Below are 13,045 nucleotides of genomic sequence, written 5' to 3'. Positions count from 1 at the left end.
TTGTAAGCAATATTAAGCAGTTTTTGCCGCATTTAGCAGAAACTGCTTACTATTGATAGAATATTAATGCCCGACACATGGAACCCGTTATTTTTCTGCAGAATGCCTATATTTATCAAAGAGACCAACTGGTGTTGTCAGCAGTCAATTTTACTATTCATAAAGGTGAGTTTGTGTATTTAATTGGGCGCACAGGTAGCGGAAAATCTTCGGTTTTACAGACGTTATATGCAGACCTCTGGCTTGAAAAAGGCTCAGGGGTAGTGGCAGGTTATGAACTTCATGCGTTGAAGCGCTCACAGATACCTTATTTGAGAAGAAATATAGGAATAGTTTTTCAGGATTTCCAGCTATTAGGCGATAGAAATATAGAGAAAAACCTCATATTTTATCTGAAAGCGATGGGCTGGAAAGATAAAGAAGAAATGAACGTGAGGATAAACGAAGTATTAACTTTAGTGAATCTGCCGCATATTCTTGCAAAAATGCCTCATCAGTTATCAGGAGGCGAACAGCAACGGGTAGGCATTGCCCGTGCCTTGTTGAATCAGCCACAGATATTGTTAGCTGATGAGCCAACAGGTAACCTTGATGCCGAAATGTCGGTGGAAATTCTGAAATTATTTATGGATATTAATGAAAAATCGAAAACGGCAGTATTGATGGCTACCCACGATTTTGAATTGATAGAACGTTATCCACGACGCACCCTGTATTGCGATAAAGGATTAGTACAGGATTTATCAGAAAGTCTTTAGGAAACCTTAGTTAAATCCGGTAATCCCCACTTTAACCACCCACTGGTTGGTTGTTGTCAATACCTGTTTACTTTTATACTCAAAATTAGTGTCAATCTCTACCGTATTAGGTTTCACAATTTTAGTAGCTTCGGCTTGCTGATAATATACACCTATGTCTAAATAGCTATTTTTCATATTGCCGAATAACTTAATACCTACACCTACACCTAATCCATAATTGGGCGTTACTTTAGTCCATCGTTCCAGGGTTTCAGAGTCTTCTTCATTTAATTGTTCTACCAGTAAAGTCTGAATAATTTTTGCTCCGAAAAACGCATCCATATAAGGATTAATTTTTGAACTCCAGAGAATAGGGCGATACCGTGTCAATCCATTAATCCAGTAAGAGGTATTACTCACACGAAAGTCTCCGCTGTAAGTAGTAATCGGGTCTTCCCGACCATCTCCCTGAAAACCAACTTCAGCCCCGTAAAACACAGGAGAAGCCTTTTTTCGGCCATAAGGATTAAACAAAACACCTCCGGTCAGCCCAAACTTGGTGCCTGCCTTATTACCTTCTTTCAATACGGTGCGGTAACTACCAAGGGCATTCCCTAAATTTAAGGCAATAAAATAGGAGTATTTATCTTCAATGTATTTAGGCTGTTGTTCCTGCGCAACAGCCTCAAACAAAACCGTACAAAAGAATATGCAAAGTAAGGCTCTCATTTTAGTTTCTATTTTGCAGTCAGGTAAGCAAATGGAACTATCATTTCTTCAATCGAAATTCCTCCATGCTGAAAAGTATCCTTATAATGGCTCACATAGTGGTTATAGTTATTCGGATACGCAAAGAAATAATCTTCCATCGTAAAGAAATAAGCTGTTGATACATTAGGCTTGGGTAACATAAATACCTCAGGTTTTCTTACTACCAGCACATGGTCGTCTTTATCGTCCAGATTCAGGTTTTTCCCTTGCTTGTAGCGCAAATTAGTATTTACGTTTCTATCGCCAACAATTCTTTTCGGGTGTCGTACCCGAATCATCCCGTGATCGGTTGTAATTACCAGTCGGCCTTTTTTCTCTGAAATTTTTTTCAATAAATCTAATAATGGTGAGTGTTCAATCCATGACCTCGTAATTGAACGATAAGCCGACTCGTCAGGCGCCAGTTCCTTAATCATTCCCATTTCTGTACGGGCATGCGAAAGCATGTCAACAAAGTTGTAAACAATGGCTATGAGTTGGTTTTTTAATAAGTTATTAAAGTTATCAACCAAACTCTTGCCCTGATTTGTATTTAAAATTTTGTGGTAAGAGAAACTGATATTCAGGCGACTTTTATCAATCTGGCGTTTCAGAAACTCAGCTTCATTATTGTTGAGTGCATCTTCGTTTTCGCCTTCATCGTTTACCCAGAGGTCTGGATGTTGTCTGGCCATATCAGAAGGCATCAGCCCCGAGAAAATGGCATTACGGGCATAAGAAGTAGCCGTAGGCAGAATAGCGTAATAATCGCTTTCTTCTTCTACGTTGAAATAATCGTTAATTACCTCTTCAAGTACTTTCCATTGGTCGTAACGCAGATTATCAATTAACAAAAAGAACAGGGGAGAATTTGACTGCACCAAAGGGAAAACCTTTTTCTTCATTAATTGGTGCGAAAGTAAAGGCTTATCGGCTTTAGGGTCATTGAGCCAGTCTTCGTAATTTTCTTCAATGAATTTACAGAAATTAGAATTGGCTTCTGATTTTTGCATACCAAAAACCTCTTCCATGCTTTTATCTTCCGAGCGGTCAAGCTGGAGCTCCCAGTAAATCAGTTTTTTATAGATTTCTGCCCACTCCTGATGCCCGATACGGTCGTTGTATTGCATCGCCAGATTTCGGAAATCCTGTTGGTAACCTAAATTGGTTTTTTCTGAAATCAGGCGTTTATTTTCAAGAATCTTTTTTACTGAAAGCAGAATCTGGTTCGGATTAAGCGGTTTTATGAGATAGTCGGCAATGTTTGAGCCAATGGCATCTTCCATAATTCGCTCTTCTTCCGACTTTGTAATCATGACTATGGGCAGATTTGGTTTGAGGAGTTTTATCTGTGAAAGTGTTTCGAGCCCTGTCATGCCGGGCATCATTTCATCTAAAAAAACTACATCAAAACGCTCGGTTTCTACTTTGTCAATGGCATCGGCTCCGCTTGGTACTGGAGTAACATCATAGCCCTTGCCTTGTAGAAAAATTATGTATGGTTTTAGTAAATCAATCTCGTCGTCTGCCCAGAGTATGTTATATCGCATAAGATTATCGGTTTTATAAATTGTGTAAAGCTACAATGCAAAAATATGAACTTTTATTGCCTATACGCACGCTTAATTTTTCTTAATTTGTGTAGATTGCAATATTGTAGAAATTCATGAAAATTGGCATGTAAATAGTTATTCAAGTAAATTTGTATTTTTGTAAAAAGACCAAAGAGCTATTCATTTGAAACGCCTGAAAGACTTCCTTAAAAGCATCTATCTATGGAACACAACTGTTTCACTCTATAATTTGTTGAAAATTCTTTGGGAAAAAATTATAACTTTTGATATTGACCAGCGTGCGGCCTCGGTTTCCTATAGTTTTTTATTAGCTGTTTTTCCGGGAATTATCTTCTTATTTACCCTGATTCCTTTTATTCCAATCAACCATCTTGACAAGTTGATTATGGATTTTCTGGAGGATGCCATGCCGCGAGGGATTTATGAAAATACCTCACTAACTATACAGGATATTGTAAGCAGAAAGCGGAGCGATATATTATCGTTTGGTTTTTTCTTCACGGTTTTTGCCGCTACCAATGGCATGATGGCACTGATGCGTGCTTTTAATATGGCATTGCATGTAAAAGAAAAACGGAATTACCTGAAAGCCAGACTAATTGCGCTTTTTCTGACGGTATTATTGATTATTGTAATGGTTTGTGCTATTGTAATCTTAGTTGTTGGACGAATTATCATTGATTTTCTGTTTGGTAAAGGTTTGCTGAACGAAAACTTTACATTTTACTTATTTCAGGTAGTGAGGTATGGCGGCATCTTTCTGATTTTTTATTTTGGTATTTGTGTTATCTACTATTTTGCGCCCGCAGTTCATAAAAGGCTGAAGTTCTTCAATGTGGGTGCTTTTATATCGTCTTTCCTCGGGATTTTAGCCACTAACCTTTTTTCATTTTATCTGGCTAATTTTAACTCCTATAATAAACTTTACGGCTCAATAGGCACATTGATCGCATTGATGGTATGGCTATACCTGATTGCACTTATTCTAATTCTTGGCTTTGAAATCAGCATTACTGTAAGAGAAGCACTGACTACCTATAAAATTGAAAAAGGTGAGATTGACTCACCTTTACAATAATAAATATATGTTTTCTTATTGCCAGAAGCCCTCGGCATTCATGGCTTTTTCTAATTTTACTCCTAAAGCATCAGAAGCCTTTACCAATGGCAAGCGTACTTCTGAACTACAAATACCTTTAATTTCAAGGCATTTTTTAATACCAACCGGATTGGATTCGGTATAAAGCAGGGTGTCAAAATCGATAAATCTTTTCTGTATTTCAGCGGCTTTGTCAAAATCGCCATTCAGGGCTGCCCAGGTCAATTCACCAAATTCTTTCGGAAAAGCATTGGCAATGACTGAAATAACTCCTCTGAAGCCTATGCTGACAGACGTAGTAACCAGATTATCATCACCAGATAATAAAAGAAAATCTTCCGGACAACGTTTGGCTAATTCCTGTGCGTTTTCGATGGTACTGGCATCTTTAATCCCAATAATATTCGGATGCTTGGCTAATTCAACAATCGTCGGAATTTGTAAACTAATCACTGTACGTCCCGGAACATTATAGAGCAAAACCGGCACCGGAGAGGCATCGGCAATTGCTGTAAAGTGAGCAATCAGCCCGGCTTGCGGAGGCTTGTTATAATAAGGACAAACCGATAGAATAGCTGTAACGCCTGATAAATCAGTAGCCTTGATGGTTTCTAAAACTGCTTTGGTATTGTTGCCCCCCAAACCATAAACTATTGGCAGGTTCTTGGGATTATGTTCCTTTGTATACTTTAGTAAATCAGTCTTTTCTTTGGCAGAAGTAGTAGAGGTTTCTCCTGTTGTACCTTGTACAACAAAATAATCTACCCCACCTGTGCTTGTAAAATCGAGCAGCCGACCGTAAGCCTCAAAATCAACTTCGTGCTGTTCATTAAATGGTGTTATTAAAGCTACACCTACTCCTTCTAACGGATGTGCCATTTTTATTGAAATAATAGATAATGTCGAGAGGGACAAAGTTCGTCAGAAAATCGGACTTTGCAAAACGATAACAGGTCGTTTGCTTTACAAAGCACCTCAAAAGACTTTGCATAGATGATAAATCTACAAAAGTGCCTGATATACCAGAATCCTGAATTTACGCACAATATCAGAATAATGCGCATAAGGTTGAACATTAGTAAAAACCAGAAGAATCAGGTCTTCTTTAGGGTCGATGGTATATTCTGAACAATACATACCACCCCAGGTAAGTGAGCCGGGCGTTGCGTTATCGCCATAATGCGATTCGGGGGTAATAATCTGTAAGCCTAAACCAAACTTATCCTGCCTGTCCCATACAAAACTTTCGCCTATCTGATTTCTTGCCATTAAGTCTATGGTACTTCTACTCAATAGTTTTTTGCCATTGAACTCCCCTTTGTTTAATATCAATTGGCATATTCTGGCATAATCCTGAATTGTACTTACTAAACCTGCTCCGCCGGAGAAATAGGTTTGTTGTCCGGTTACGGCAAATTTCCGATAAGTTTCGTTGGTGTGTAAAGTCAGATTATCTGCGGTGCTACCTTTAGAGTATAACTCAACCAATCGGCTGGCTTTATCGGCAGGTAAGTAAAAGTATGTATCATTCATGCCCAAAGGATTGAGTACTTTTTTACGTAAGTACTCATCAAACGACATTCCCGAAAGCACTTCAATCAAGCGGCCTATTACATCGGTATTAAGCCCGTAAGTAAACTGTGTGCCGGGGTCTGACAGGAGCGGACGGACAGCTATCTTATCTACCACATCTTTCAGCATATCATTCTCAACCGAGCAAAAGAACGGTACTTTAAATTCGGGCAATTCCTGCAAAGGGTGCTCGTAAGGAATCCCTGCTGAATGGCTTAGTAACTGGCGGATGGTAATAGAAGATTTAGCCGGGCGAGTAATATACTTGTTACGGTCTTTTTCGTCATAACTTACCAGTACTTTAGCGTTTTTGAACGAAGGAATATATTTAGAGATAGGTTCGTCTAAAAAGAACTTACCTTCTTCAAACAGCATCATCAAGCCAACAGTCGTAATCAGTTTCGATTGAGAGGCAATCCTGAAAATATCATCTTTTTTGAGTGGAGTCTTATGTTCTAAATTACTATATCCAAAGGCTTTTTCATGCACAATTTTGCCTTTACGAGCTACCAATGTAACTACATTGGGGGCAATACCTTTGTCTATAATTTCCTGAAAGTGAGTATCTAATCGCTTCAACTTCTCACTCGAAAAACCTGCTTCTTCGGCTGTTTTGGCTTGTGTCAGTACTTGCGGTATCTGGGCATTCACTCCGGTCAGTAGAAAGAGTAACAAGAAGCCTGATAGAGAAGCTAATTTTTTCATTGATGGTAGGGTTATAGCTGTTTTTTGGTATTTTTGTCAAAGATAAAATAAAATAGTATGGAAACGACGCTCTTAACTCCCAAAAAACGAGAGAGAAAAATTCCTGAATATCTGGTAAAGGAAGTATTAAACGGAACTCCCATTTATTATAAAGGATATAAAAGTGTTCTGAATGGAAATAAAACTTTAGAGGAAATTATGGGCTCAAGTGGACTACAAGGCTTGATTATATTATTCATACAAAAATTGCTCATAAAAAACCTTGATGAAAAGTTATACTTGCCCCTTACAGGAGAAGTAGGTCTGCATTTGAGCCATAAAAATAATTTATCAGGCGATATAATGGTTTATAAAACTGGCCAGATACCTGTTTTTACGAAAAAATACCTTGAAGTAGCTCCTATGCTACAAGTCGAAGTAGATACCAATATTGATAATAGTAATATCACTGATAATCAATATGTTACTCAAAAAACAAAGCGTTTATTAGAGTTTGGCGTAGAAAAACTGATTTGGGTTTTTACTACCACCCAAACCATCTGGATTGCTGAACCACATCAAGACTGGAGAATTGTGGATTGGAACAAAACCATTGATTTGATTGAAGGAATCCAAATGAATTTGGGTGAGTATTTATCTACGATGAACGTTGAGCTTGACTAATTTAATTTGGTAACCTTGAAGACTGCCACGAGTTTAATTGCCAGCCTTTCTTGCTATCTTTGGTATAAACAACCAGATAGCGCAAGTGTAAAAGCACAGGCTTACCATCAACAGGTGGTTGCGTAATCAGAACGGTTCCGTTCACAACGGCTGTCTGGTCTTTATTATAGGCTCTTACGGTTATGTCTTCTATATCTACTTTTGAATAGACACTACCTCCATTCAGAACCGACGCAACATAGGCCTCTTTATTATCTTTTTTTCCGCTCGAATGTACATATATTAAATCATCAGCGAAGATTTTATTCAGATAATCTCCATCTTTGGCAACCTGTGCGGCAAAGCGTTTTCTTTCTAAATCTTCAATAGTGGCTTTTATATCTTGCCCGAAAGAAAATTGAGTAATACATAGGAGTACAACTAATACAAAAATTTTTCTCATGGTAAACTTTTATTTTGGTTGAATAGCAAAACAGGTTTTTTATTATAAGTCTACTTTTTTCATAGTAGGTACCAGGAAGTGCATGATAAGCCATGCTAATAAATAAGCACCCCCACAAATACAAAACATAATGAAGTAGCCAGTCTGGATTTGCCCTATTTCGGTATAATAAACAAACATATTTTTCTGGACTAACCAGGTCAATAAAATACCCCCTAATCCACCAAACATCCCACCAATACCTGTTACAGAACCCGTTGCTTTTTTAGGGAACATATCTGATACCGTAGTGAAAATATTAGCACTCCATGCCTGATGGGCTGATGCCGCAATACCAATTACCAATACAGCCAGCCACATATTAATGGCACCTAAATATTGTGAGAATAATACAGGCAATACCGCAAAGGCATAGATAAGCATACTGGTTTTACGTGCTTTGAAAGCAGGCCATTTTTTATTAATCAGGCTCAAAGGTAACCATCCTCCGGCAATACTTCCGATACTGCCAATGATATATACTAATGCTGAGGGCCAGGCAACTTCGGTTTTAGAAAGACCATATTCTTTCATCAGAAAGTCAGGTAACCAGAATAAATAGAACCACCATACAGGGTCGGTCAGGAATTTACCAATAGCAAACGCCCAAGTCTGACGATAAGTCAGAAGTTTTGACCACGGGACGCTTTCTTGTGAAACAGGTTCTGCTTTATCAGACTGAATATAATCGTATTCGGCCTTTGATAAGCGTTTTTGTTTTTCTGGTACTTCATAATAAATAAACCATAAAATGAGCCAGCCAAAACCAATAACCCCTGTCAGAATAAATGCCCATTGCCAACCCCAGGTTTCAGCAATCAGGGGTACACTTAAAGGTACTATAATAGCACCGATATTAGTGCCTGAATTGAAAAAACCGGCAGCTAAAGCTCTTTCTTTTTGAGGAAACCATTCGGCGACTGCTTTAATAGCCGCAGGAAAGTTTCCGGCTTCGGTAACTCCTAAAAAAATACGGGCAACAATAAAACCCAAAGTGCCTGTACAAAAGGCATGAGCAACAGCCGCCACACTCCAAAGCCCGGTTGCAATAGCATAACCTAATTTTGTTCCGAATTTATCAACAAAGCCACCTGCAAAAAACATCCCGAAGGCATAGGCAAATTTGAAGGCTAACTCAATGTTGGCGTAGTCGTTTACTTCCTGTGTAGGGGTCCAGCCAAAGGCTTCGGCCAGATAAGGTTTTAAATAAGAGATTACGTTTCGGTCGAGGTAATTAATAGTGGTAGCAATAAAAAGAAGACTACAGATAGTCCAACGATACTTTCCGATTTTTTCCATAGTTTATAGGGTTAAAAAAGATTAGGTTCAGGAAAGGGTTCTCTTCCTTTCAGTGATGGATTATTGTTCAAAAACTAATTTTACAGGGCTTAACAATCCTGATGGAACGGGTTGCCATTTAGCCGAATTAAAGGGTTGATAACGGATGTCCACCATATTGGTGTCATAAAATTTCTTCCAATTTACTCCTGTTTTGTCTAAATACCTAATCCGGTTAGCCGATAGATTGGTTACTTCTATTTCTAATCTATTAGTGGTACTTAACATGTCTGCTGTAAATGGTACCCTGAAAGGTAAAGACCAGTATTTGCCTAAGTCTTTGCCATTGAGTTTCACGATTGCCATTTCTCTTACATCGCCTAAATCTAAATAGCCGTTTTTAATCTGGCTTTTATCTAAGCTGAATTGCAATTGATAATGCGCTGTGCCGCTAAAGTATTGACCTGTCGAGTCAGTCATATTAACCCATGATTGCAGACTATCGGTCTGGAACGAATTAGGGATAAAAGGCTGCCCTTTTACAAAATCTACTTTCCAGTTACCTTTCAAGGTGATGGTTTCAACTGCCTTTTTGCCTGAAGATACTTTAGCACTGGCAGGTTTTTGATTGAAGGTTTCAATAAATACACTTTCTCCTCCAAAAAGTGTCAAAGGTATTTCTATCAGATTGTTATTGACTTTTTTGACTGAAACCCACATACTTTTCTGATGGAGTGGGTCATATAATCTGACAGCCTGTGCCGTAGTTGCCAGTTGAATATTGCCTTGTTGAAACTGATTACCTAAGTTGCTGACAAAGTACACAGCACCCGTTGCATTTTTCTTACGGATAAATGATAAACCCGATTCAGCCATTGACTCTTGTCTGATTTTAGCTGACTTTAAACTCTCAATGATATTTGAACTAATGCTTGTATTAAATTTAGATAAGAGTTGTTCAAATTGCTTCTGGCGTGTGTCCCATTCATGAAAACCTGTGGTAGATTGTGGCAACTGATTTACAAAAAATACGGGGATTCCTGCGCTTTTACATTTATCTAAATAAACTAATGTTTCTACCGGAAGATATTGCATAGGAGGAACCACGATTGCTTTGTAGGCTTGTTTTCCTTGTGTAATCAACTGTTTTTTGGCAATCTGAGCATTTTTGAGTTGTAAGTCAGAAATAAAATCGAAACTGTAACCATGATTAACTAATTCTTTACACGCATCGCCAAAAGCAGATTTCAGCATGCCATCTCTCATAATGGCGTGTACGTCTATTGCATGCGTTTTAGCTTTATTACCCACTGATTGCCATAAATCATAGATAGGGAAATACATCAGAATATCATTATTCGGCTTGCTGTTTTGCAGTTTTTCCTGACAACGGGCAATATAATGGTTCAATTCAGGCAGGTATTCCCAGAAATGACTTTGTTGATTGAAATTGGTAGAGGCATAAAACAACCAACCCGGAAATGGTTCATTGGGTGGCGAATAAGGGAGTCCATGATAAAAAACATGATTAACTCCCCCAGTGAATGACTCATCAATAATAGGTTTGACTTGCGAAAGTGATACTTTAAAATGGTTGCCGAGCCAGGTGGCTGTTTCTGAACTCACTAACTTTTTACCTGTTACATGGGCTACAGAAGAAGCCAATTTCAAAACCAGGGCATCAGGTACGCCAAAGCGTTTTTCCTCATAATCAGGGTCAATGCGAGACAGCGGAATATCATAAGGTTTACTGCCGAAAAATTCTGTTTCGGGAATGTCGGCAATAGCATATAAATCTAAAATATTGGCAGGTGAGCCGTGGGCTTCGTTACGGGTAATTTTACCTTGTTTTTTCGACCAGTTTACCCATGTTTTGGTGAAATCATCATGAAGAATATCTGAGAGAGTTTCATTATAATCTCCCCAAATGAGTTTTTCTCTTTCGGTTTCTGCTTTTTCTTTAGCCAATACATCGAGGTGCCTGGCTAAATCGTATCCTCTGAGTTCTTTGAATCTCTGAAAGAAATTTGCTGTCCAGTTAGCACCATAGGCTTCGTAGGAATCATTATAAAAAGCACGGACAGGATAATTTTTTTGTCCGAAAGCCTCTTTAAAAGTTTGCAGATAGCGTTCTATAGCCGCTTTGTTGAAAGGGTCAACCACTAATCCTTCACCACCCGGTGCGGCTCTTTTTACTTTCTGATTGGTTGGGGCAAAGGTAAGTGTGTACTTGCCGCCTTGTTCCTGTATTTTAAAGGCTTGGGCTGCATCTTGAACAGATACATTTTTACCACCAAAAGGCCAACCTGTCCCTAAGGTGAGGTCAATGCCTAAATTATTTTTCTTAGCTTCCTGCAAGGTGAAATCAAGCATATCTAACCATTCTTTTGATAGAAAGGGTAAAAACTTGCTTTCTTCTCCTTTTACGCCATAAATTGGAATGATGTGCATACCACCAAAACCCGCTTTGGCATATTCCTGTAGGTTTTGCCTGATTCCCTCTTTTGTAACGGCACTACCCATCCACCACCAGTAAGCCCAGGGCTTTGTAGTAGATACTTGTGCCGAAACCTGACAAGCAATCAGACAAAAAAGAATAACAAAGCGTTTCATAGAACTATCAGTTACCAGCCAAAATAGTTTTTGGCGTTGTTATAGCAAATGTTTTGTATAGTTTCACCAATCCACGGAATGTCGTTAGGTAACTCACCGTTTTCGATGTCATTGCCATAAATATTGCAAAGGATGCGGCGGAAATATTCGTGACGAGGAAATGACAAGAAACTGCGCGAATCTGTTAACATGCCAATAAAGCGGCTTAAAAGACCCATGTTTGATAAGGCATTGATTTGTCTTTCCATGCCATCTTTCTGGTCGAGGAACCACCAACCCGAGCCAAACTGAACTTTTCCGGCCATTGAGCCATCATTGAAATTACCCACCATTGTGGCAATTAACTCATTATCCCGGGGATTCAGGTTATAAATAATGGTTTTGGCTAACTGGTCGTATTCATCTAATTTCCCTAAAAACTTAGATAAGGCGATTGCCTGTGACCAGTCGCCGATAGAGTCCCAACCTGTATCAGGACCTAAAAGGCGCATGGCACGCTTGTTATTATTGCGCAACGCTCCTAAATGAAACTGTTGTGTCCAGCCTAATTCGGCATACATTTTACCTAATTCGTGCAGAATAGCTGATTTAAAAATCAGTGCTTCTGCTTCTGAGAGGGTTTTTCCGGCAAGGGCATTTTTAAAGGCACTATCGGCGGTTTCCGGTGTGAAATCGGCGGCATAGATTTGTTCTAAACCGTGGTCTGAGATTTGACCGCCTTGCGAAGCAAAGAAATCTGCTCTCTGGCGAAGTGCTTTTAGTAAGTCCTCAAATGATTGTATTTCAAAATTGACAATCGCTCCTAATTTCTGGATATAAGTCGGGAAATTAGGGTTGTCAATCAATATAAACTTGTCAGGTCTGAATGCCGGAAGTACTTTTATTTCAAAATCACCTGCTTCTCTTAATTTCTGGTGGTATTCTAATGAATCTAATGGGTCATCGGTTGTACAAACTACTTTTACATTCATTTTACGAAGCAGATTCCTTACCGAAAATTCAGGAGAGTTGACTTTTTCTGAACTGATGTCGTAAATTTTTTTAGCTGTTGCCGGACTTAACGTGTCCTTTATATCAAAATAGCGTTGTAATTCAAGGTGTGTCCAGTGATACAACGGGTTACGCATGGTATAAGGTACGGTCTCAGCCCATTTCTCAAATTTTTCGTAATCAGAGGCATCACCCGTGCAGTATTTTTCATTGATTCCATTAGTACGCATGGCACGCCATTTATAATGGTCGCCATACAGCCATATTTCAGTGATATTTTTGAATACTTTATCTCCTAAAATCTGGTCAGGAGGCAAGTGATTGTGGTAATCAATGATAGGCATATCTTTCGCAAACTCATGGTAGAGTGTGCGGGCGGTTTTGGTTTGCAACAAAAAATCTTCGTCTAAAAACGGTTTCATGCTCTCTGAAAGGCTAAATTTTGAAGAACGACACAAGGAATTTCAGTCCTTTGCTCTGTTCCTGATAATTATAAAATATTGATTCAGCAAAACTATTTAGTTTCAATTAATTTATTCTGCCCTAATTTTTCTTTTTTTAATACTATTTTGACAAAATA

Annotated in this window: 11 protein-coding genes; 3 read left to right on the top strand and 8 right to left on the bottom strand. The window is 38.7% G+C overall.

What is annotated here, in order from left to right:
* Window positions 1-77: 77 nt before the first annotated feature.
* Complete coding sequence (locus EWM59_RS04980) at window positions 78-758, top strand: cell division ATP-binding protein FtsE (RefSeq protein ID WP_130019840.1); 681 nt, start codon at window positions 78-80, stop codon at window positions 756-758.
* A gap of 6 nt (window positions 759-764) precedes the next feature.
* Here the strand turns inward: EWM59_RS04980 and EWM59_RS04975 are convergent, their stop codons facing one another.
* Window positions 765-1,469, bottom strand: coding sequence for a hypothetical protein (locus tag EWM59_RS04975; protein WP_130019839.1), 705 nt, complete (start codon window positions 1,467-1,469; stop codon window positions 765-767).
* 8 nt (window positions 1,470-1,477) lie between these two features.
* A complete protein-coding gene (porX, locus tag EWM59_RS04970) occupies window positions 1,478-3,040 on the bottom strand; it encodes a T9SS response regulator signal transducer PorX (protein WP_130019838.1) in 1,563 nt (520 codons plus the stop codon).
* Between the two features lie 187 nt (window positions 3,041-3,227).
* On the opposite strand from porX, the gene EWM59_RS04965 reads away from it, so the two are divergent.
* On the top strand, window positions 3,228-4,142 hold the full coding sequence (locus EWM59_RS04965) for a YihY/virulence factor BrkB family protein (protein WP_130019837.1): 915 nt from the start codon (window positions 3,228-3,230) through the stop codon (window positions 4,140-4,142).
* A gap of 15 nt (window positions 4,143-4,157) precedes the next feature.
* On the opposite strand, the gene dapA is transcribed toward EWM59_RS04965, so the two are convergent.
* Both dapA and EWM59_RS04955 read right to left on the bottom strand, forming a co-directional pair.
* Entirely contained in the window at window positions 4,158-5,042 is an 885-nt protein-coding gene (dapA, locus tag EWM59_RS04960; RefSeq protein ID WP_130019836.1) for a 4-hydroxy-tetrahydrodipicolinate synthase, read from the bottom strand.
* A gap of 123 nt (window positions 5,043-5,165) precedes the next feature.
* Entirely contained in the window at window positions 5,166-6,440 is a 1,275-nt protein-coding gene (locus EWM59_RS04955; RefSeq protein WP_130019835.1) for a serine hydrolase domain-containing protein, read from the bottom strand.
* 57 nt (window positions 6,441-6,497) lie between these two features.
* On the opposite strand from EWM59_RS04955, the gene EWM59_RS04950 reads away from it, so the two are divergent.
* Window positions 6,498-7,103, top strand: coding sequence for a Uma2 family endonuclease (locus tag EWM59_RS04950; RefSeq protein ID WP_130019834.1), 606 nt, complete (start codon window positions 6,498-6,500; stop codon window positions 7,101-7,103).
* Between the two features lies 1 nt (window position 7,104).
* Here EWM59_RS04950 and EWM59_RS04945 read toward each other — a convergent pair whose 3' ends face one another.
* Genes EWM59_RS04945 through uxaC form a run of 4 tightly spaced genes read right to left on the bottom strand, consistent with a single transcriptional unit; the run spans window position 7,105 to window position 12,887 of the window.
* Window positions 7,105-7,545 carry a nuclear transport factor 2 family protein gene (locus tag EWM59_RS04945; RefSeq protein ID WP_130019833.1) on the bottom strand — a complete coding sequence of 147 codons (441 nt, stop codon included), beginning with the start codon at window positions 7,543-7,545 and terminating at the stop codon, window positions 7,105-7,107.
* Window positions 7,546-7,587: 42 nt separating this feature from the next.
* Entirely contained in the window at window positions 7,588-8,883 is a 1,296-nt protein-coding gene (locus EWM59_RS04940) for an MFS transporter (protein ID WP_130019832.1), read from the bottom strand.
* 60 nt (window positions 8,884-8,943) lie between these two features.
* The gene (locus EWM59_RS04935; protein WP_130019831.1) at window positions 8,944-11,475 is read right to left on the bottom strand and encodes a glycosyl hydrolase; all 2,532 of its coding nucleotides are present in this window, start codon (window positions 11,473-11,475) and stop codon (window positions 8,944-8,946) included.
* 11 nt (window positions 11,476-11,486) lie between these two features.
* Window positions 11,487-12,887: a glucuronate isomerase gene (uxaC, locus tag EWM59_RS04930; protein ID WP_130019830.1), complete on the bottom strand. Its 1,401-nt coding sequence runs from the start codon at window positions 12,885-12,887 to the stop codon at window positions 11,487-11,489.
* Between the last annotated feature and the right edge of the window lie 158 nt (window positions 12,888-13,045).

This window comes from Emticicia agri (genome assembly GCF_004168285.1).
GTDB classification, from domain to species: Bacteria; Bacteroidota; Bacteroidia; order Cytophagales; family Spirosomataceae; genus Emticicia; species Emticicia agri.
Note: the sequence above shows the minus strand (reverse complement) of the source record. Positions and strands in the feature narration are given on the sequence as shown.